Genomic DNA, 22,198 nt, shown 5'->3' with positions numbered 1-22,198 from the left:
CGAGGTTGTATGCCAGAGAAAACACTCTCCCGACGTACCTTCCTGACGGCAAGCTCCGCGCTTGCCGTACTTCCTGTCCTCCATTCTCCCTTTGCCTGCGCTATTGCGTCCCGTAAAACCGTCAACATTCAGGATTACGATGCGAAAGACTGGATTGCCTCGTTTAAACAGGCCTTTAACGACGCCGGGACCGTCGTGGTGCCGGCGGGACTGGTGTGTGAGAACATCAATACCGGCATTGTTATTCCACCGGGCAAAACGCTGCATGTGCTGGGCCGTCTGAGCGGCAACGGGCGCGGTCGCTTTGTGCTCCAGGATGCCTGCCAGGTGACTGGAGAGAAGGGCGGCAGCCTGCACAATATCACGCTGGATGTCCGCGGTTCCGACTGCGCAATTACCGGTCTTACGATGAGCGGTTTCGGGCCGGTGACACAAATTTATATCGGCGGGAAAAAGCCGCGCGTGATGCGCAATCTGGTCATTGATAATCTCACCGTGACCCAGGCCAATTACGCGATACTGCGCCAGGGGTTCCACAATCAGGTTGACGGTGCACGTATTACTCACTGTCGCTTCAGTGATTTGCAGGGGGACGCCATCGAATGGAACGTCGCGATTAACGACAGCAATATCCTGATTTCCGACCACGTTATTGAACGGATCAACTGTACCAACGGCAAGATTAATTGGGGGATAGGCATTGGGCTCGCGGGGAGCACTTATGACAACACCTATCCCGAACAGCAGACGGTCAAAAACTTTGTGGTTACCAACATTACCGGATCAGATTGTCGGCAGCTGGTGCATGTCGAAAACGGCAAACATTTTGTTATTCGCAATGTTAAGGCGAAGAACATCACCCCGGATTTCAGCAAGAAGGCGGGCATTGACAATGCGACGGTCGCCATTTACGGCTGCGATAATTTTGTGATTGATAATATCAACATGGTCGACAGTGCCGGGATGCTCATTGGCTATGGCGTGGTCAAAGGGAAATATCTCTCCATCCCACAAAATTTCAAACTCAATAATATCTCCCTCGATAACACGCAGCTTGAATACACATTGCGCGGCATTCAAATTTCGTCGGGTAATGCGACCTCTTTCGTTGCACTGACCAACATCGAGATGAAGCGGGCGACGCTGGAGTTGCACAATCAGCCCCAGCATCTCTTTCTGCGCAATATCAAGGTGATGCAGGAATCAGCAACCGGTCCGGCGCTGAAAATGCACTTTGACCTGCGTAAAGACGTACGCGGCAAGTTCATGGCAAAAGACGACACGTTGCTGTCGCTGGCGAACGTGCACGCGGTGAATGAGAAAGGGCAAAGTTCAGTGGATATCGACCGGATAAACCATCATGTAGTGAATGTTGATGCGATCAACTTCCGGCTACCGGAGGGGAGGGGGTGATGCAACCCGCCATAATCTTACTGGATATCATGTGTTAAAAGATTATAATTGCGAAATTACCGTTAAAGCTGGGGCTGGGCAGCGCTGACTACTCAGGGAAGGTTCTCATCTTTATCTTGTGTTTTTGTCTTAATAACCAGACTAAGTGATTTATGAACGATAACGTTTTGCTCATCGGAGCCTCCGGGTTTGTTGGAACGCGCCTCCTTGAAACCGCCGTTGCTGACTTTAACATCAAAAATCTGGATAAACAGCAAAGCCATTTCTATCCGGAAATCACACAAATTGGTGATGTTCGCGATCAAGAATCACTGGATCAGGTGCTTTCGGGTTTTGATACCGTAGTCCTGTTGGCGGCTGAGCATCGCGATGATGTGAGTCCCACCTCTCTTTACTATGATGTCAATGTCCAGGGGACGCGCAATGTTCTTGCTGCCATGGAGAAAAATGGTGTCAATAACATCATTTTTACGAGTTCTGTTGCTGTATATGGTCTGAACAAAAATAACCCTGATGAAACGCATCCACACGACCCCTTCAACCACTATGGTAAAAGTAAGTGGCAGGCTGAAGAAGTGCTTCGTGAATGGCATGCAAAAGCACCTGATGAGCGGTCACTGACCATCGTTCGTCCAACGGTGATATTTGGTGAGCGTAACCGCGGCAATGTTTATAATCTGCTGAAGCAGATTGCGGGCGGTAAATTCATGATGGTTGGATCTGGCACGAACTACAAGTCGATGGCTTATGTTGGCAACATCGTTGAATTCATTAAGTATAAGCTTAAGAATGTGCATCCCGGCTATGAAGTCTACAATTATGTAGATAAACCAGATCTCAACATGAACCAGCTTGTAACGGAAGTTGAACAGAGTCTGAATAAAAAGATCCCTTCAGTTCATCTGCCGTATCCGTTAGGCATGCTTGGGGGGTACTGCTTTGATGTCCTGAGTAAACTCACCGGGAAGAAATTTGCAGTGAGCTCTGTTCGCGTCAAAAAGTTCTGCGCTACCACGCAGTTCGATGCGACTAAGGTTCACTCTTCAGGATTTGTTGCGCCCTACACACTTTCTCAGGGACTGGACAGAACGTTAAAGTTCGAGTTTGTCCACGTTAAGAAAGACGACATTACATTTATTTCTGAGTAAAACTTTGACTTTATAGAGTCTGCACAGCTACCTACGATAATTCGGAAAGCGGCTAAGGTATTGTTAGCTGAGAAAGTTTTCCGAGTTATCTGAGTTAAACCTCACGTTGATGAAGTGTAGTGTGAGAAGACATTTTGTCTTAATGGTGAGATTTCGATCATACCAAGCGAGAAGGAAGCCTGGCGCCGATTAGCACATGGCGAAGGCCCAGACTTCATCAGCCATTCAAAGGTAGGAAAGATAATGACGAATTTAAAAGCAGTTATCCCGGTAGCTGGACTAGGTATGCACATGTTGCCTGCCACAAAAGCGATTCCCAAAGAGATGCTCCCGATCGTCGACAAGCCAATGATTCAATACATCGTTGACGAAATTGTGGCAGCAGGGATCAAAGAAATCCTCCTGGTGACTCACGCGTCTAAAAATGCCGTTGAGAACCATTTTGATACCTCGTATGAACTAGAGTCACTGCTTGAGCAGCGCGTGAAGCGTCAGTTGCTGGCAGAAGTACAGTCTATCTGTCCCCCTGGCGTGACCATCATGAACGTACGCCAGGCGCAGCCTCTGGGGCTGGGTCACTCCATTCTTTGCGCGCGTCCGGCAATTGGCGATAACCCTTTTGTGGTTGTATTGCCTGATATCATTATCGATACTGCCAGTGCCGATCCATTGCGTTATAACCTCGCCGCGATGGTTGCTCGCTTTGAAGAAACAGGGCGTAGCCAGGTTCTGGCGAAACGTATGCCGGGTGACCTTTCCGAGTATTCCGTCATTCAGACGAAAGATCCGCTGGATAATGAAGGCAAGGTGAGTCGCATCGTCGAGTTTATTGAAAAACCGGATCAGCCGCAGACGCTGGATTCTGATCTCATGGCGGTAGGGCGCTATGTCCTCTCTGCGGATATCTGGGCTGAACTGGAAAGAACTGAACCGGGTGCCTGGGGCCGTATCCAGTTGACCGATGCGATTGCAGAACTGGCGAAAAGACAGTCTGTAGATGCCATGTTGATGACCGGCGACAGCTATGACTGCGGTAAAAAATTGGGCTACATGCAGGCGTTTGTGAAGTATGGGCTGCGCAACCTGAAAGAGGGGGCGAAGTTCAGGGATAGTATTGTAAAAATAATAAGCAATTAGTTTGATTTAATTAGCGGATTAATAAGCTGACATCTAAGCAGTAGCCTTATAAGAATTTCTAATCAGGTACTGCTTTTCTTTTTTATAGATAGTGCACTGGTAACTGATAAGCCAGGGGCGGTAGCGTGGAATTTTAAATGCGTAAAAACAAGGCAGCTGGCCATATGATTATATTAGCCGTTGGTACCCTATTAACGGCATTGTTAAATTTTGCCACGCAATTCATGCTTGCAAAACATATGTCACCGAGTGATTTTGGCATTTTTTCTTCAGCTTTTTATTTAACAATGACTGTTGCACCATTATGTGGCTTCGGAATACCACAGTTTTGGTTGAAAGCGTTTGGAAGTGAAGGATGGGGAGGTGTTAGATTCCTTATTCCCGGTTTAACATTTACACTGTTCACAACATCCATCATAATTATTGTTCTCTCAGGTTGGTTCTTATATACAGAATATTATCATCAAAAATTATTATTTTTATTATCATTTATCGTACTTTCTCAAGTTTTAATAGAACTATTGGGTGCAGTTTATCAGCTAGAAGAAAACTATATGGCTGTTTCTGTAGTACAAACTTCAGTATATATTTTACGCTTTTGCGTGCTAATTATTATTTGCTTGGTTTTTAATGAAGTTTCCATCAATAATATTTCTGCAGGATACGCACTGATATCCGTTTTAATGGTGATTGTAACTTATGGGGTGTTGAAACGTCTTCTTAAGAAGGATATTTATTTAAAAGGACATGCTAAAAAAGAATTAATTAAACCCCCAATCGTTGATATACTCGAGATGATTAAGGAATCCGCTATTTTTGGAATCTCTGGTGTTTTCTACATGGTTTATTATCAAGTTAATATTGTTCTTGTTAAATACTTTATTTCTACTGAAGATGCAGGGTATTACAGCGTTGCATTTCTATTTATATCTGCAGCTATCTTATTTCCAACAGTGATATATCAAAAATATCTACTTCCAAAACTGCATCGATGGGCCTATCAGGATGTTTCCAAACTTAAGATAGTTTATAAGTATGGTAATATTTTAATGTTTTTATTCGGGGTTATAATCACGTGCATTATATATTTTTTATCTCCGTTTATAATTTCATTTTTATTTGGTCAGAAATATATTGATGCGGTTGAATTAATCCAATTAATGGCAATTAGTATCCCAATTATTTATTTGGCAAGTAACTCAGGTGCAATCCTTGTTACTAAAGATAACATGCGAGCTAAAGTGAAAATAATGTCTATCGCGAGTATCATAAGTCTAATTAGCTTTTTTCTCTTTTACAAGCATATTGGTGTTTATGCCGGAGTTCTTGCGACAATTCTAAGTAATCTGTTCATATGCGTAGCATATAATTATAAAAGTATTGTTTTTTTGGAGGCGAGTAAATGAGCATTCAGAAAGTAATAAAGAATAACTACTGCATAGGATGCGGAGCATGCTCTTATAAAAATAACAATGTTACGCTGGAATGGGATGAATATGGAGCACTTGCACCGAAAGGGAATATCAATGAACTTGATGATGAAATATGTCCGTTCTCGACTCACCACAATGAATCGAGTATAGCAAATTCATTATATGAGGGCATTGAAAGTCTGCATTTCCATCAAAAAGTCGGTTATTACCATGAAATTTTTGCTGGTTTTGCTAGCGAGGGAAAATATAGGGAAAATGCTAGTTCGGGAGGTCTTACTACATGGTTACTTGTCGAGTTAATGTCAAAAAAACTAATCGATGGAGTAATTCATGTTGGACTATCAAAAAGTAATGAACAGTTATATTCTTATTCAATATCCGAATCTATTGAAGAGATTAAAGTAAAAACTCGTTCACAATATTACCCAACGAGATTTGATAATGCGCTAGAAAATATTAATACAGAAAAGAAATATGCTGTGGTTGGAATACCTTGTTATATAAAAGCGATCCGTCTCCTGTGTAAGAAAAATGAAGAATTAAATATTTCTTTGAAATATTTTATTGGCATATTTTGTGGACACCTCAAGACAAAAGCATTTTCTGAGCTTCTCTCTTGGCAACAAGGCATACTACCCGCAAACCTTAGCAGTATAAATTTTCGTGTCAAAAATTCATCTGGGACGGCCAGTCGCTATAATATTAAAGTTACATCATCAAGCGGCGTTGAAAGGATGGCTCAAACGGGACATTTATACGGAACAGATTGGGGATTAGGATTATTCAAACCTGAAGCATGTGAATGGTGTGATGATATAGCCGCTGAAGTTGCCGATGTTGTCTTCGGAGATGCATGGCTTCCAAAGTATGTCTCAGATTCAAAAGGGACCAACATAGTATTATCTAGGAACCTTGAAATATCGACTCTTTTAAAAGAGGGAGCTAGTGCGCAGCGACTATTTTTAGAGCATATTGACGTTGATGATGTTATACATGCTCAGGCAGGCAATTATAGACATCGACAGGAAGGGCTTTTAGTAAGAATTAAGGATGCAGATCTTGAAAAAAAATGGCATCCACAGAAAAGAGATTTTTTACTACCTCCAGAAGTTGACGAAGAGCGCAAGGAAATCTATCGCATAAGAAAAATTATTTCAAATAAATCACATGCAATATTTCTTGAGGCTAAAAAGAAGAATAATTTAATATTTTTCTTTTTTAATATGGCATTCTATGAAGTTAAGTATAGGATTCTAACTAAGTCATTAATTAAAAATGGCATTAAATATATATATTACGTCGCTAATTATTTGAAGAAAAAAGGTGTAAAATGAATAAAAAAATAGGACTACTCACGTTACCATTGATTGCTAATTATGGAGGCATCCTGCAATGCTTGTCGCTAATTTTTGTCCTAAGAAAAATGGGGCATGAAGTAACTCTAATTGATATAAGACCTTCATTAAAACCGACAAGACGCTTTTTGTTATATATTTTAGCTCGGCTCCCATTTCAGAACATCCGTGGTATTCGTGAGAGATTTATTAAAGAAAAACAAAATAAAAAAACCATTCATAAATATATATGTAAATATACTAAAAAGATTGAGAATTTAGATGAATTCAAAAATGAAAGTAAAACACTACTTTTGGACGCTATGATCGTAGGTAGTGATCAGGTCTGGCGCTATGATTATATTAATAATGATATGTACTCAGCCTATTTTTTAGATTTTTATGATGGCGAAAAATGTAAAAAAATATCATATGCAGCTTCATTTGGGGTTGATAGTTGGAAACATGAAGACAGAAGACAATTAACCAAGTCTTTACTTAAACAATTTGATGCAATTTCAGTACGTGAAGATTCAGGAATAGATATTTGTCGAGATGAGTTTTCTATAGAATCTGTAGTACACGTCCTCGATCCCACTATGCTTGATTTATCATTTTATGATGATCTGCTTTCAGCACATTCTTCGAATCATGAAACAGGCTATTTACTTAAATATATTCTTGATGAAGAAGAAACAGCGAGAGTTTATTCATCTATAGTTAAAGATAAGCTAGGGATAATGTCAGAAAAAGACATACATGGTGATAATAAATATTATACACTTGCCGAATGGGTTCAGGCGTTTAAGAATGCAGAATATGTAATAACAGATTCATTTCATGGCATGGTATTCTCAATAATATTTAACAAGAATTTTATAGCTATAGGGAACAAATCAAGAGGGTTAAGTCGCTTTATTTCTCTCTTAATGTTGGTGGGACTTGAAGAACGACTTGTTTACCCAGAAAACATAACAAGTAGTACTGACTTATCTAATGTTTTTTTAAACGATATTGACTATTCGAGAGTTAATCAAATTGTCGAGGCTTGGCGTGAAAAGTCATTAAATTATTTGGTCGATAGTCTCAAATAATTCCAAAAACTAATTAGAGATAACATATTTAAATGCATACAGCCCCACTTTCTCATAAATTAATCCTTGTATTGGGCGGTACAAGTTTATTATCCATTCCTTTTTCGCCGGTTGTCAGTTTTGCCATTGCAATTTTTACCTTACTTACAATGTCAAAGTACCTTATTGGCTATTATCGGCAATGTTTAATATTGCTAGCATTTATTTCTGTTTTGATAATTGTCGCATCGAGAAATTATACTGATGAACTAGATCATGATCTAAGTCATTATTTCATGGTATATAAAGCTCTCTCATCTGGTTATTATAGCGAAATTTTCGGTTTCTCAGGAGGCATTGAAGTAGGATGGCCATTTATATATTTGCTTATATCAAAATGTACGGCTAATTTATCACCGGTAAGTATTGCTGTAATTAATACGTCAATATGTCTCTTTCTTCTATATGTATGGATGCTCAGATATGCTTTCAAAAATGTGTTACATAGTCAGATAGGAATAATCGCTGCGATAATTATTCTATTTGCATCAATTCAAACATATGGATATTTACAAAGACAGGCAATATCGACTGTAATACTACTGTTTGCAATATCGACGTCGGGTAAAAAAAGTCTTTTGTTTTTAGCGATAGCTACGCTATTTCATTTGACATCACTGCCTCTAGGATTGTTTTATTTATTCTTAAAGAAATTCCACAGCAAAATAAGGCTACGTCACATAATTATAATTTTTATTTTAATGATAATCATAAAATTAAATTTATATTTTGTGCTCAAATTTTTATCTGAGATAGGTGAGGGATTACCCGGCGCAAATAAGTTGAATTTTTATTTGATGACAGCGACAGAGTTTAGTTTTACATCTAAAAGATTTGCAATATTAATTTTCCCATTAACAATTACGATGATGCTATTCTGGAACAAAATTGACAATAATTACTGGAAAATTATCGCGATATTTAGTTGTCTTTCATATATTGGTTTCCTGGGGGTCCCTTTGGGACCGGAGAGAATTAATTTCATATTACTATATATATATGGTTATTTTGTATATATGTATATATACAAACTTTATCCTTCTTTGACAACATATTTTATGCTGATTTATTTCTCGTTATTTATTGTGGAGAAATTGAACCTGTTCGGAAATTCTATAGATCCTTTCTGGTCTAGATATCCATTTTTTTCATTTGAACCGTTTTATTATCTCTACTAATTGATAATCTGCTGGAGACTGTGATGTTACTTTCAGTTGTAATCCCGTTATTTAATAAAAAAGAATCGATCAAATCAACGATTACATCGGTATTAAATCAATGCTATGCAGAGTTTGAATTAATTATAGTGAATGATGGTTCGACTGATGGAAGTGAGTATGTAGTCAGCGAATTTAATGATAAGAGAATCAGATTTATTAACATTAAAAATTCAGGGGTATCAGTAGCAAGAAATATTGGTATAGAGGCAGCAAAATCTGAATATGTGTGTCTACTAGATGCAGATGATTATTGGAAGTCTGCTCATCTGGAAAAAATAGCCAATCTGATTACTTTGCATCCACAATGTGCACTGTATTCCTCGTGTTACATTGAAATATTAGAAGATGGAACTACATTCATACCAAAGAACAAATATTCGAAAGATTATATAGGAGTATTAAACGATTTCTATTACGATTACTCTTGTTCCAGAGGTCTTATTAATTCATCTTCTGTTTGCGTTAATAAATTGCTATTTCAACAAATGGGAGGATTTCCACGTGATGTGAAACTCGGGGAAGATATTTACGTGTGGCTAAAAATGTCGATGCTTGGGAAAGTAGCATACTCTGGGGATCCTCAGGTAGTCATTCGAAGGAATGCTGAAAATAGAACTGCAGCCAGAGTTAGTAATGATATTTTATATCATGTTAAGTATTTCTATGAACACCCAGATGAAAAAAATGTACTGTCCAATGAAATGATTAAATCATTAAATACGTTCCTTAAAAAAAATATATTTGTTAATGCACTTTATTCTTTATCCATAAAGGATTTAGAGACATATTCTAAGTATTTAACTGCTATAAAACAGGTTAGTTTATCATATTATATATATCTTGGTGTTCTAGGCAAAATACTTAACCCAACTCTATTGAGAATACTTAGGAAATTAAGAAATAAAATACAGAGTTCATAAATGGGTTTTATTCTTGAGCATATAACTAACAAACGGGTGAACATATGTCTATATTAGTGACTGGTGGATGCGGATACATTGGAGTCCATACTGTGTACTCTTTGGTTTCCCAAGGGTATTCGGTTGTTGTATTAGATAATTTTTCAAATTCAACAATTGAGCCTTTGCGTAGAGTTGAGTCCATGACTGGTCAGAAAATTACTTTTTATGAAGGTGATTCTTGTTGCGAGAAAACATTAGATAATATCTTTGGTAATAATAATATCACAGCGGTGATTCATTTTGCTGGATTAAAGTCAATAAGTGAATCGATTCAAAAGCCGATTGAATATTATTCAAATAATGTTTCAGGTACCCTGACATTATTGAAATGTATGATAAGAAATAATGTTAACAACTTTATTTTCAGTTCCTCGGCAACTGTCTATGGTAAACAAACTAGTTATCCAATAAGCGAATCAACTTCTATAGGCGGAACTACAAATCCATATGGGAGTTCAAAATTATTCATGGAGCTAATGCTCAATGATATATCAGGGGCCCATGAGCAACTGAAAATCACGATATTGCGATACTTTAACCCTATTGGAGCACACGAATCCGGTAATATTGGCGAGCAGCCCAACGGAATACCAAATAATCTGATGCCCTATTTAACTCAGGTTGCAATTGGCACTTTACCTTATTTGAAAGTATATGGATTTGATTACCCAACTCATGATGGTACAGGTGTTCGAGATTATATTCATGTAATGGACCTTGCTGAAGCTCATGTACAAGCCTTATCTAAGGTTTCGTGCTCTAATGGTCTCCAAATCTATAATTTGGGAACTGGAAAAGGATATTCAGTTTTAGAGATTATCCACACTTTCGAAAGTGTTACTGGAATTAAAATTCCATACAAATTAGTCCCTCGTAGAAAAGGTGATATTGCAGAGTGTTGGTCTGATAGTTCAAAGGCAAATATTGAACTAGGTTGGAAGGCTAAAAGAGGAATAATTGAAATGATTCAAGATGCTTGGAAATGGCAGTCTGACAACCCTAATGGATACGGAAAATAAATTATCTGATTATATGGTAACTAAATGAATGCTGTCAAAAAAAATCTTGTCTTTGTAATTACGAAATCAGAAGTTGGCGGTGCCCAAAAATGGGTAAGCGAGCAAAAAACGATTCTTGATGATTATTTTAATATCTATCTTATTACTTCAGAAAAAGGATGGCTAACGGAGCAATTTCATGATGATAAAACATTTCTTATCCCAAGTTTAACAAGTGTAAAAAATATACTAAACATATTCTATATTTCTAAAGTTTTAAAAAAAATCAAAGCTGATATTGTTGTCAGTAATTCGGCAAATGCTGGTTTATATGCTCGTCTTTCTAAGTTGATTTGGAAGCATCGTGCTATTTATGTCTCACATGGGTGGTCGTGTATATATAATGGCGGTCGAGCGCAAAAAATTTACTGTCTAATTGAACGATGGCTGTCTTATCTTTCTGATTCTATTTTATGTGTCTCAGATAATGACAGGAAAAATGCCATTAAAGTAATAGGTATAAAAGAGTGTAAACTAGCACTTATAAATAATGCTACTCTTCCTGCTGAAACAGTGATTAACCCAGTCAACAATCATTCAGGGCCATTAAGACTGGTTTTTGTTGGGCGGATGACATATCCAAAGAGACCTGAATTGCTTGCTGAAGCATTGTGCAACAAAGAAGGCATTGATATGTCTTTTATTGGCGGTGGTGAGTACCTCGAGGCGCTTAGGATAAAGTATAGAAACAGTGGTAATATTAATTTTCTTGGTGAGCTTAAAGGGTTTAGTAACTACGGGGCTTATGATGCTTTTATTTTGGCTTCAGATAGTGAGGGACTCCCAATGTCCGCTATAGAAGCAGGGGTTGTTGGTTTGCCATTATTATTAAGCGATGTTGGCGGTTGTAGTGAATTAATATATGAGCGAGATGGCGAAAAAAACGGAATCTTATTTGGAAACAGTATTGAAGCAGTTTTATTGGCTATTGAGGATATGCAGACTCATTATAATGAATATAGACTTACTGCAAATAAAGTCTCACATCACTTTAATTTAAACAATCTGAAGGATGACTACATCAACTTATATAAAGGTTAGCAATAGAAAATCGGACGATGCAGACCCCAAGATCTGGTCATTACTTTTCCTCTGCTGTAAGATTTACTCACATTCAAGCCGCGCATACGTCGCGCGGTGACCACACCTGACAGGAGTATGTAATGTCTAAGCAACAGATCGGCGTCGTCGGTATGGCAGTGATGGGGCGCAACCTGGCGCTCAACATCGAAAGCCGTGGTTATACCGTCTCCGTGTTCAACCGCTCCCGTGAAAAGACCGAAGAAGTGATTGCCGAGAACCCGGGCAAGAAACTGGTGCCTTACTACACGGTGAAAGAGTTTGTTGAATCCCTCGAAACGCCTCGTCGTATCCTGTTAATGGTGAAAGCGGGCGCGGGTACCGATGCTGCCATTGATTCTCTGAAACCGTACCTGGATAAAGGCGACATCATCATTGATGGCGGCAATACTTTCTTCCAGGACACTATTCGTCGTAACCGTGAGCTTTCTGCCGAAGGCTTTAACTTCATCGGTACCGGTGTTTCCGGTGGCGAAGAGGGCGCGCTGAAAGGGCCGTCTATCATGCCTGGCGGACAGAAAGAAGCGTACGAGCTGGTAGCGCCGATTCTGACTAAGATCGCGGCTGTCGCTGAAGACGGCGAGCCTTGCGTGACTTACATCGGCGCTGATGGCGCAGGCCACTATGTGAAGATGGTTCACAACGGCATTGAATATGGCGACATGCAACTTATTGCTGAGGCCTATTCCTTGCTGAAAGGTGGTCTGAATCTCTCTAATGAAGAGCTGGCCAGCACCTTTACTGAGTGGAACAATGGTGAGCTGAGCAGCTACCTCATTGACATCACTAAAGACATCTTCACCAAAAAAGATGAAGAGGGTAAATACCTTGTTGATGTCATTCTTGACGAAGCGGCTAACAAAGGTACCGGCAAGTGGACCAGCCAGAGCTCTCTGGATCTCGGTGAACCGCTGTCGCTGATTACTGAATCGGTCTTTGCGCGTTATATCTCCTCGCTGAAAGACCAGCGTGTTGCGGCGTCTAAAGTCCTGACAGGTCCGAAAGCGCAACCTGCGAGTGATAAAGTTGAGTTTATTGAGAAAGTACGCCGCGCGCTGTACCTCGGTAAAATCGTTTCCTATGCGCAGGGCTTCTCTCAGTTGCGTGCGGCGTCTGATGAGTACTACTGGGATCTGAACTACGGTGAGATCGCGAAGATTTTCCGTGCAGGCTGCATTATTCGTGCGCAGTTCCTGCAGAAGATCACTGATGCCTATGCGAAGAATGCGAATATTGCCAATCTGCTGCTGGATCCGTACTTCAAGAATATTGCTGATGAGTATCAGCAGGCGCTGCGTGATGTCGTCGCCTACGCCGTACAGAATGGCATTCCGGTACCCACTTTCTCCGCCGCCATTGCCTACTACGACAGCTACCGTGCAGAGGTATTGCCGGCTAACCTGATCCAGGCGCAACGCGATTACTTCGGTGCGCATACCTATAAGCGTACTGATAAAGAAGGTGTTTTCCATACTGAATGGATGGATTAAGTACATTGTTTGTCAAAAAGCCCGGTTTTGACCGGGCTTTTTTTATCCTGATTCTTATTGCATAATCTCCATTGCTTAATATTAACTTAATATTATCCATTTAGGATGATAAAGAAAATCCTAATTGTATTAGGCTTCATTGACACATTATTCGCTCAGACGCTAAAACAATAATAACGTGTCAGGATGCGAATACATCATGATGTCTAATTAAGTTAATTCTGAGAGCATGCAATGAAAATTACCATCTCCGGTACCGGGTATGTTGGCCTGTCCAATGGTCTGCTAATCGCACAGCATCATGATGTTGTTGCGTTAGACATCATCCCTTCTCGTGTCGAAATGTTGAATGATCGGATATCTCCGATTGTTGATAAAGAAATTCAGCAGTTCTTAAAGTCGGAGACAATTAAATTTAAGGCTACGTTAGATAAACAGGATGCCTATCGAAACGCGGATTACGTTATTATTGCAACGCCAACCGATTATGATCCAAAAACAAATTACTTCAATACTTCCAGCGTAGAGTCAGTGATTGAGGATGTAAGCGCAATTAATCCAGACGCTGTGATGATTATTAAATCCACCGTACCGGTTGGATTTACCGCAGCGATGAAGAAGAAGTTTAAAACGCAAAATATCATTTTTTCCCCCGAGTTTCTGCGTGAAGGCAGAGCGCTTTATGACAATCTGCATCCGTCTCGTATTGTCATCGGCGAACGTTCAGAAAGAGCTGAGCGTTTTGCTGCTTTGCTTCAGGAAGGGGCAGTAAAGCAAGATATCCCAACGCTGTTTACAGATTCCACCGAAGCGGAAGCGATCAAGCTTTTTGCCAACACCTATCTGGCGATGCGCGTTGCCTATTTTAACGAGCTCGATAGCTACGCTGAAAGTTTAGGTTTAAATACCCGTCAGATCATCGAAGGTGTTTGTCTGGATCCACGTATTGGCAACCACTATAACAATCCCTCATTTGGCTACGGCGGTTATTGCTTGCCAAAAGACACCAAGCAGCTTCTGGCTAATTATCACTCAGTACCGAACAATATTATTTCCGCTATCGTTGATGCCAACCGCACCCGCAAAGACTTTATCGCCGATGCCGTTCTTGCCAGAAGGCCAAAAGTCGTGGGGATTTATCGTCTGATTATGAAGAGCGGCTCGGATAACTTCCGCGCATCTTCCATTCAGGGGATCATGAAACGTATTAAAGCTAAAGGTATTGAAGTGGTGATTTATGAGCCGGTGATGCAGGAAGAGGCGTTTTTTAACTCTCGTATCGAGCGTGATTTAACGCAGTTTAAGCAACAGGCGGACGTAATCATCTCGAACCGTATGGCAGAGGAACTCAAAGATGTGTCCGAAAAAGTCTATACCCGGGACCTCTTTGGGAGTGATTGACCTGTAAGCCAGAGGGAACGGATTCCCTGACAATGGGGTAAAACCTACCAGAATTTTCACTATCATATAAAATTTCCTATAGCATAAATTACGTTTCCCGATACACTGTGGCGGGATTAGAGCTTTCTTATTTAGGGCAGTGATGACAGTGGAAAATAACAACATGTCCGGGCGTAGCAACGAACCGGAACAGATTGATTTAATTGATTTAGTTGTGCAATTGTGGCGAGAAAAAGTGACAATAATCATCTGTACTATTGTAGCTATCGTTCTGGCTGCGGGTTACTTGGTGGTAGCGAAAGAGAAATGGACCTCGACGGCGATAATCACTCAGCCTGATGCAGGCCAGTTAGCGACCTATACCAATGCCATGAGTATCCTCTACGGTCAGGATGCGCCGAAAGTGAATGATGTTCAGTCCGGTGTTATTGGGCGTTTTAACTCGGCATTTTCCGCGCTTTCTGAAACGCTCGATAATCAGGAAGAACCAGAAAAATTGACAATCGATGCATCAGTGAAAGGTCAGCCTCTTCCGTTGAAAGTCACCTATCAGGGAATATCCGCTGAAGAAGCCCAAAAAACGTTGGCCCAGTATATTCAACAGGTCGATGAAGCGGTCTCTAAAGAAATCAATACTGACCTCGCGATGAGTATTAAAACTCGTACTTCTGATTTAGAGCATTCACTTGAAGCGCAGGAAAAGGTCGCAAGGGAACAAAAAGCACTCAATATTGCGCAGATCAACCAGGCACTGTCCGTTGCAAAGCAGGCAAATATTAAACTTCCTAAGATTCAACTGACCGATCAAGTTTCCCCTGACACCATGTTTATGTTGGGTAGCGATGCGCTTTCATCGATGGTAAATAATGAAGCGACTCGGCCGTTAACGTTCTCTGATGACTATTACCTGACCCGTCAGAACCTGTTATCGGTTAAGGCGCTGAAGGTCGATACGGACAGCATTCATGCTTACCGCTACGTGATGAAACCGACGTTACCAATTCGTCGCGACAGTCCGAAAAAAGCGATTACGCTGGTACTGGCGGTACTGCTCGGTGGAATGGTTGGCGCTGGTGTGGTACTGGGACGCAATGCGCTGCGTAACTACAAGCCAAAAGCGCAGTAACCTGATTTATATAATAAAAAAACCGGGCTTTGCCCGGTTTTTTACGCCTTAAGATCACTGATGCCGCTTGCGCAGATTCTCAATGACCGTTGTCAGGTCGAGATCCTGATCCTGCAGCAGAACCAGCAGGTGATACATCAAATCCGACGCTTCATTGGTCAGTTCGAATCGGTCATGCACCGTGGCGGCCAGTGCGGTTTCGACACCTTCTTCACCCACTTTTTGGGCGATACGCTTGGTGCCGCTGGCATAGAGTTTCGCGGTATAGGAACTCGCCGGGTCGGCCGTTTTGCGCTCGGCTAACAGTTGTTCAAGCTGATACAGGAACAGCCACTGGTGGCTGGTGTCGCCAAAGCAGCTGCTGGTGCCTTTATGGCAGGTGGGGCCGACAGGATTCACCAGCACCAGCAGGGTATCGTTATCACAATCTGGCGCAATGCTGACGACGTTCAGAAAGTTTCCTGACGTCTCGCCTTTGGTCCACAGGCGCTGTTTGGTGCGTGAGAAGAAGGTGACTTTGCCGGTTGCAAGGGTTTTATCCAGCGCGTCTGGGTTCATATATCCCAGCATCAACACTTCACCGGACACCGCGTGCTGCACGACGACAGGCATCAGTCCGTCGGTTTTTTCCCAGTCCAGTTGGCTGCGTTGTTGCTCTGTTAACATATCCTGATCTCCACGCCCTGTGTTGCCAGGTACGTTTTTAATTCACCAATATTAATGATTTGCTTGTGGAAGACGGAGGCGGCAAGCGCACCGTCGACATCGGCATCGCGGAAGGCCTCAAGGAAATGTTCCATGGTGCCTGCGCCACCGGAGGCGATCAGCGGCACGCGGCATACTGCGCGCACTTTTTTCAACTGCTCCAGGTCGTAGCCGTTACGCACGCCGTCCTGGTTCATCATGTTAAGGACTATTTCGCCGGCACCGCGCTTTTGCACTTCCTGCACCCAGTCGAGGGTTTCCCAGGTGGTGACGCGGGTGCGGCTTTCATCGCCGGTATACTGATTGACATGATACTTGCCGGTTTGCGCATCATACCAGGTATCGATACCGACCACGATACACTGCACGCCAAAACGATCCGCCAGACGGCTAATCAGCGTCGGGTCAGCCAGCGCTGGCGAGTTGATGGAGATTTTATCTGCGCCAAACGAGAGAATTTTGGCCGCATCGTCGACCGACTTAATCCCACCCGCCACGCAGAAAGGGATGTCGATCACTTCCGCGACGCGCGAAACCCAGCTTTTATCGACCACACGGCCGTCGCTGGACGCGGTGATATCGTAGAACACCAACTCATCGGCGCCTTCATCGGCATAGCGTTTTGCCAGCGGGACGATGTCTCCGATGATTTCGTGATTGCGGAACTGCACGCCTTTCACGACCTGACCGTCGCGAACGTCGAGGCATGGGATTATACGTTTTGCCAGCATTGGATCGCCTCCTTAACGGTGAATTTACCCTCCAGCAGCGCACGTCCGACGATCACGCCGCGCACGCCAGTTCCGCGCAATGCGGCGACGTCGTTGATATCACCGATCCCGCCAGAGGACTGAAAGGCCACCTGTGGATATTTTTTGCACACCTCTTCATACAAAGAGACGTTTGAGCCCGCCAGCGTGCCGTCGCGAGAAATATCCGTACAGAGCACATGTTTCAGGCCCACCGGTAGATAGGTTTCTACCAGTTCTTCGAGCGAAACGCCGGAGTTCTCCTGCCAGCCACTTACGGCGACCTGCTTGTTTCCCTGCTCATCAATACGGACATCCAGTGCGAGGACCAGCGCGTCGGCTCCAAAACGCTCGAACCAGCCTTTCACCATTTCCGGCGATTTTACCGCCGTGGAGCCGACCACCACGCGAGCGACACCCGCTGCCAGCAGCGCGGCGACGTCGTCTTCGGTGCGTATGCCTCCGCCCACCTGAACCGGTACGTTCACGCCCGCGACCAGGGTTTTAATCAGTGGGATCTGCCGTTTTGCCGGATCTTTCGCACCCGTTAAATCAACCAGATGTAACACTTCGGCACCCTGTGCCGCGTAATCCTGCAAACGCGGTAGCGGGTCGCTGCCGTAATCACGCTGTTGCGCATAATCGCCCTGATGGAGACGCACGACGGTACCGTCGATCAAATCTAAAGCCGGAATAATCATCACATCTCCAGAAAGTTTTTCAGCAACTGCGCGCCAGCGGCACCGGAGCGCTCCGGGTGGAACTGCACGCCGAAGAAGTTATCTTTTTGCACGGCAGCAGTGAACGGTTCGCCGTAGTGGCACTGGGCGATGGTCCACGGATTGACCGGCATGGCGTAGCTGTGCACAAAGTAGAAATACGCCCCATCCTCGATGCCCTGAAAAAGACGATTCCCGGCCTGCGGATAAACGCGGTTCCAGCCCATATGCGGTAATGGCAGACCGACGTCAGTCATCTTAGGTACATCCTGCTCGATGATGCCGAGCATATCGACGCCCCGTGTCTCTTCACTACGCCGTCCGAGGATCTGCATGCCGAGACAGATGCCCAGCACCGGCTGGGTACAGGCTTTAATCAGATCGATCAGTTCACGCTCGCGTAACTGATCCATTGCCGCCTGCGCCGTGCCGACGCCGGGCAGAAACAGTTTATCTGCGCGTAAGACCACATCCGGGTCGCGACTGACCACCGGGGAATAACCATGGCGCGCGACGGCGGATTTCACTGAGTTCAGGTTGGCGCAGCCGGTGTCGAGGATCACCACGTTCATCACAGCACTCCTTTGGAGGAGGGAAGGGTATCACCTTCAACACGGATGGCCTGGCGCAGAGTACGACCGAAGGCTTTGAACAGGCTTTCCACACGGTGATGGTCGTTTTTGCCCTTGGTCTTCAGATGCAGCGTCACACCCATGGTGTAGGAGAGTGAGCGGAAGAAGTGTTCGATCATCTCGGTACTCAGATCGCCGACGCGCTGATAGGCGAACTCGGCACGGTATTCGAGGTGCGGACGTCCGGAGATATCCAGTGCGCAGCGCGCCAGGCATTCGTCCATTGGCAGCACAAAGCCAAAACGGTTGATGCCACGTTTATCGCCGAGCGCCAGTTTTAACGCTTCACCCAGCGCCAGACCGGTGTCTTCCACGGTGTGGTGATCGTCGATATAGAGATCGCCTTTGACGGTAATCTCCATGCGGAACCCGCCGTGTGTCGCAATTTGATCGAGCATATGGTCAAAGAAGCCGACGCCGGTGTTAATTTTGCTGCCGCCTTCACGGTCCAGCCACACTTTGACGTCAATCTGCGTCTCTTTGGTTATGCGCTCAACGTGGGCGTAGCGATCGCGTTTCGTCAGTTGCTCGCCAATTGCCGTCCAGTTCAGCGTCTCGCGATGGTAACGGAGCCCGGTAATGCCCATGTTTTCAGCCAGTTGGATATCGGTAGCGCGATCGCCAATGACGTAGCTGTTGGCGCTGTCCATTGTCTGCTCAGCGAGGTAACGTTCGACCAGCTTCACTTTTGGCTTACGGCAGTCGCACTCGTCTGCGGGCAGATGCGGGCAGATCAGCACTTCATCAAACAGCACGCCCTGAGAGGTCAGGATTTGCATCATCAGATTGTGCGGGCCGTCGAAATCCGTCTGTGGAAAACTCGGCGTTCCCAGACCGTCCTGATTGGTGATCATCACCAGCTTAAAGCCCGCTTTTTGCAGCTTCAGCAGCACCGGCACAACGTCTGGCTCGAAGGCGAGCTTGTCAAAGCGATCCACCTGGAAATCGCTCGGCGGTTCGGAAATCAGGGTTCCATCACGATCGATAAAGAGATACTTCTGGCTCATACTTGCTCCGCACGTAAAGCGTCAATGACGCGCTGGCTTTCTTCACGGGTACCAACAGTAATACGCAGACAGCCGCTTAAAGAAGGTTGTTTGTTCTGGTCTCGTAAGATAATGCCCTGATCCCACAAAGATTTAAATACGCTGCTGGAGGCGGTGAAGCGCGCCAGAATGTAGTTGGTCTCGGAGTCGAAAACCTGTTCAACGCAGGCAATCTCTTTAAGCGCATTCACCAGGTACTGGCGCTCAAGCAGGATCTGCGCCACGCGTTCGCGCATGGCGTTGATGCCCTGTGGGCTGAGCGCCTGTTCGGCGATGTCAGCGACGGGCGTGGATAGCGGATAAGGGGCGATCACCTTCAGCAACAGGTTAATCACCTCTTCGTTGGCCAGCGTAAAGCCACAGCGCAGACCGGCGAGGGCAAACGCTTTGGACAACGTGCGCAGAATGACCAGGTTAGGGTACTCGGAAAGCCAACCCGCCAGCGTTGCCTGCGGGCAGAACTCGATATAGGCCTCGTCGGCGACCACAATGGCTTTGCCGCGCGTCAGTTCCAGCAGCGTGCGCAGATCCTGCGGATTAATCAGCTGTCCGGTGGGGTTATTGGGGCTGCACACGTAAACAACCTTCACGCCATCCAGATTGTCAGAAATGCCCTGCATATCCAGCTGCCAGTCGGCGAGCGTGGGGACGGTGCGGCACTCGACGCCAATGGTTTCGGCGCTGACGCTATACATCCCATAGGTGGGCGGACAGAAGAGAATGGCGTCTTTCCCCGGTTCGCAGAAAGCGCGGATAAGCAGCTCAATACCTTCATCTGCGCCACGACTGACCAACACCTGCTCCGGTTTGACCCCGGCGTACTGCGCATAATTTTCAATCACCGCTTTCGGCTGGCATTCCGGGTAACGGTTCAGCGTTTGCCGGGTGAGTTGATAGTCAACCGCCGTCGGGAATTCGTTGGCATTGAGCCAGACGTCGCCGTTGCCGCCCAGACGACGAGCAGATTGATACGGCGTCAGATTGCGGACGTTTTCACGGGCTAAGTCGGTGACGCTGAACGTGTTTTCAGTGCTCATGCTTGCTCCTTCAGGGCGTTGACGCGCAGGGTGACGGCGTTTTTGTGAGCGGTCAGGCGCTCAGCCGCCGCCAGTGTCTCAATGGTTGAAGCCAGCGCGGAGAATCCCGCTTTAGACAGTTCCTGAACCGTCATGCGCTTCTGGAAATCCGCCAGTCCGAGGCTGGAACAGGTGGACGTATAGCCGTAGGTCGGCAGCACATGGTTCGTTCCGGAGGCGTAATCGCCCGCCGATTCCGGTGACCAGTCGCCAAGGAACACTGAACCGGCGCTGGTAACCTCATCAACCATTTCACGGGCATTGCGGGTCTGGATAATTAAGTGCTCAGGGCCATACAAATTAGAGATGGCAATACATTGCGCCAAATCCTTCGTCACTATCAGCCGACTGGCGCTGAGCGCCTGACGCGCCGTTTCTGCACGCGGAAGTTCAGCCAGTTGACGTTCAACGGCTTCGGCAACGCGACGGGCGATATCGGCATCCGGGGTCAGCAGAATCACCTGTGAGTCCGGGCCGTGCTCCGCCTGTGAAAGCAGATCGGAGGCGACGAAATCTGGCGTTGCGCCACTGTCAGCAATCACCAGCACTTCGGAAGGACCGGCTGGCATATCAATCGCTGCACCGTCGAGACGCTGGCTGACCTGGCGCTTCGCTTCGGTCACAAACGCGTTTCCTGGGCCAAAAATTTTGTCCACCTTCGGCACGGATTCGCTGCCAAATGCCAGCGCGGCAATGGCCTGCGCGCCGCCGACGTTAAAGACGTCCTGCACGCCGCACAGTTGTGCCGCGTAGAGAATTTCATCGGCAATCGGCGGAGGAGAACACAACACCACCTTTTTACAGCCCGCAATGCGTGCCGGTGTGGCAAGCATCAGTACGGTAGAAAAGAGCGGGGCGGAGCCTCCTGGAATATATAAACCGACGGACGCCACCGGGCGCGTCACCTGCTGGCAGCGTACTCCTGGCAGGGTTTCCACATCGACGGGCGGTAATTTTTGCGCGTTGTGGAAGGTCTCAATGTTTTGCACCGCGACGGCCATGGCTTGCTTGAGATCGTCGCTCAGTCGTGCGCTGGCGGCGGTTATCTCTTCTGCGGTCACCTTCAGCGCCGCAACCTCAGTTTTATCAAACTTTGCGCTGTATTCGCGCAGGGCGTCATCGCCACGGGCTTTGACGTTATCCAGAATCTCGCTCACGGTACGAGTGATGCTGTCAGACGCGGAAATCGCCGGGCGCATCAGTAATTCACGCTGCTGCTCTGGGGAAGAGGTGTTCCAGTTAATGATTGTGCTAAAGCTCATGTCACTTTCCTTTTTATGTCGGATGACGCCTTGCTTATCCGACCTACTGAACCCGTAGGCCCGGTAAGCGAATG

At 44.9% G+C, this 22,198-nt stretch carries 20 protein-coding genes; 13 read left to right on the top strand and 7 right to left on the bottom strand.

Annotated elements, in window-relative coordinates:
- The first annotated feature begins 9 nt into the window (after positions 1-9).
- From wcaM to wzzB, 13 genes are all read left to right on the top strand, one after another.
- A complete protein-coding gene (gene wcaM / locus ACERJC_RS09795) occupies positions 10-1,413 on the top strand; it encodes a colanic acid biosynthesis protein WcaM (RefSeq protein ID WP_373671553.1) in 1,404 nt (467 codons plus the stop codon).
- Positions 1,414-1,565: 152 nt separating this feature from the next.
- Positions 1,566-2,561 carry an NAD-dependent epimerase/dehydratase family protein gene (locus ACERJC_RS09790; protein ID WP_373671552.1) on the top strand — a complete coding sequence of 332 codons (996 nt, stop codon included), beginning with the start codon at positions 1,566-1,568 and terminating at the stop codon, positions 2,559-2,561.
- A gap of 243 nt (positions 2,562-2,804) precedes the next feature.
- Positions 2,805-3,698: a GalU regulator GalF gene (gene galF / locus ACERJC_RS09785; protein ID WP_373671551.1), complete on the top strand. Its 894-nt coding sequence runs from the start codon at positions 2,805-2,807 to the stop codon at positions 3,696-3,698.
- 137 nt (positions 3,699-3,835) lie between these two features.
- A complete protein-coding gene (locus ACERJC_RS09780) occupies positions 3,836-5,104 on the top strand; it encodes an oligosaccharide flippase family protein (RefSeq protein ID WP_373671550.1) in 1,269 nt (422 codons plus the stop codon).
- Positions 5,101-6,465, top strand: a complete 1,365-nt coding sequence (locus tag ACERJC_RS09775; RefSeq protein WP_373671549.1) for a Coenzyme F420 hydrogenase/dehydrogenase, beta subunit C-terminal domain — start codon at positions 5,101-5,103, stop codon at positions 6,463-6,465. Before ACERJC_RS09780 ends, ACERJC_RS09775 begins: the two co-directional genes overlap by 4 nt.
- Positions 6,462-7,559, top strand: coding sequence for a polysaccharide pyruvyl transferase family protein (locus tag ACERJC_RS09770; RefSeq protein WP_373671548.1), 1,098 nt, complete (start codon positions 6,462-6,464; stop codon positions 7,557-7,559). The genes ACERJC_RS09775 and ACERJC_RS09770 overlap by 4 nt, the downstream gene beginning before the upstream one ends.
- A gap of 32 nt (positions 7,560-7,591) precedes the next feature.
- On the top strand, positions 7,592-8,776 hold the full coding sequence (locus ACERJC_RS09765) for an EpsG family protein (protein WP_373671547.1): 1,185 nt from the start codon (positions 7,592-7,594) through the stop codon (positions 8,774-8,776).
- A gap of 23 nt (positions 8,777-8,799) precedes the next feature.
- On the top strand, positions 8,800-9,738 hold the full coding sequence (locus ACERJC_RS09760; protein WP_373671546.1) for a glycosyltransferase family 2 protein: 939 nt from the start codon (positions 8,800-8,802) through the stop codon (positions 9,736-9,738).
- A gap of 44 nt (positions 9,739-9,782) precedes the next feature.
- Positions 9,783-10,799, top strand: coding sequence for a UDP-glucose 4-epimerase GalE (gene galE / locus ACERJC_RS09755; protein ID WP_373671545.1), 1,017 nt, complete (start codon positions 9,783-9,785; stop codon positions 10,797-10,799).
- Between the two features lie 24 nt (positions 10,800-10,823).
- Positions 10,824-11,879, top strand: coding sequence for a glycosyltransferase (locus tag ACERJC_RS09750; protein ID WP_373671544.1), 1,056 nt, complete (start codon positions 10,824-10,826; stop codon positions 11,877-11,879).
- 122 nt (positions 11,880-12,001) lie between these two features.
- Positions 12,002-13,408 (top strand): NADP-dependent phosphogluconate dehydrogenase, encoded by a 1,407-nt coding sequence (gene gnd, locus ACERJC_RS09745; protein ID WP_373671543.1) that lies wholly within the window; start codon positions 12,002-12,004, stop codon positions 13,406-13,408.
- A gap of 234 nt (positions 13,409-13,642) precedes the next feature.
- A complete protein-coding gene (gene ugd, locus ACERJC_RS09740; RefSeq protein ID WP_373671542.1) occupies positions 13,643-14,809 on the top strand; it encodes a UDP-glucose 6-dehydrogenase in 1,167 nt (388 codons plus the stop codon).
- A 142-nt stretch (positions 14,810-14,951) separates the two neighbouring features.
- Positions 14,952-15,935, top strand: coding sequence for an LPS O-antigen chain length determinant protein WzzB (wzzB, locus tag ACERJC_RS09735; RefSeq protein ID WP_373671541.1), 984 nt, complete (start codon positions 14,952-14,954; stop codon positions 15,933-15,935).
- A gap of 54 nt (positions 15,936-15,989) precedes the next feature.
- On the opposite strand, the gene hisIE is transcribed toward wzzB, so the two are convergent.
- From hisIE to hisD, 7 genes are read right to left on the bottom strand one after another with little or no spacing between them, the layout of a single operon-like run.
- Positions 15,990-16,601 carry a bifunctional phosphoribosyl-AMP cyclohydrolase/phosphoribosyl-ATP diphosphatase HisIE gene (hisIE, locus tag ACERJC_RS09730; protein WP_373671540.1) on the bottom strand — a complete coding sequence of 204 codons (612 nt, stop codon included), beginning with the start codon at positions 16,599-16,601 and terminating at the stop codon, positions 15,990-15,992.
- The gene (hisF, locus tag ACERJC_RS09725; RefSeq protein ID WP_178823429.1) at positions 16,595-17,371 is read right to left on the bottom strand and encodes an imidazole glycerol phosphate synthase subunit HisF; all 777 of its coding nucleotides are present in this window, start codon (positions 17,369-17,371) and stop codon (positions 16,595-16,597) included. The genes hisIE and hisF overlap by 7 nt, the downstream gene beginning before the upstream one ends.
- Positions 17,353-18,090, bottom strand: coding sequence for a 1-(5-phosphoribosyl)-5-[(5-phosphoribosylamino)methylideneamino]imidazole-4-carboxamide isomerase (hisA, locus tag ACERJC_RS09720; protein WP_373671539.1), 738 nt, complete (start codon positions 18,088-18,090; stop codon positions 17,353-17,355). Before hisA ends, hisF begins: the two co-directional genes overlap by 19 nt.
- Complete coding sequence (gene hisH, locus ACERJC_RS09715; protein ID WP_152403758.1) at positions 18,090-18,680, bottom strand: imidazole glycerol phosphate synthase subunit HisH; 591 nt, start codon at positions 18,678-18,680, stop codon at positions 18,090-18,092. The genes hisA and hisH overlap by 1 nt, the downstream gene beginning before the upstream one ends.
- On the bottom strand, positions 18,680-19,747 hold the full coding sequence (gene hisB, locus ACERJC_RS09710) for a bifunctional histidinol-phosphatase/imidazoleglycerol-phosphate dehydratase HisB (RefSeq protein WP_373671538.1): 1,068 nt from the start codon (positions 19,745-19,747) through the stop codon (positions 18,680-18,682). The genes hisH and hisB overlap by 1 nt, the downstream gene beginning before the upstream one ends.
- On the bottom strand, positions 19,744-20,823 hold the full coding sequence (gene hisC / locus ACERJC_RS09705) for a histidinol-phosphate transaminase (RefSeq protein ID WP_373671537.1): 1,080 nt from the start codon (positions 20,821-20,823) through the stop codon (positions 19,744-19,746). Before hisC ends, hisB begins: the two co-directional genes overlap by 4 nt.
- Complete coding sequence (hisD, locus tag ACERJC_RS09700) at positions 20,820-22,124, bottom strand: histidinol dehydrogenase (RefSeq protein ID WP_373671536.1); 1,305 nt, start codon at positions 22,122-22,124, stop codon at positions 20,820-20,822. The genes hisC and hisD overlap by 4 nt, the downstream gene beginning before the upstream one ends.
- Positions 22,125-22,198 lie beyond the last annotated feature (74 nt).

Origin of the sequence: Citrobacter telavivensis, assembly GCF_041807075.1 — a bacterium.
Classification (GTDB): domain Bacteria; phylum Pseudomonadota; class Gammaproteobacteria; order Enterobacterales; family Enterobacteriaceae; genus Citrobacter_A; species Citrobacter_A telavivensis.
This window is presented reverse-complemented; position numbering and strand designations above follow the sequence as displayed.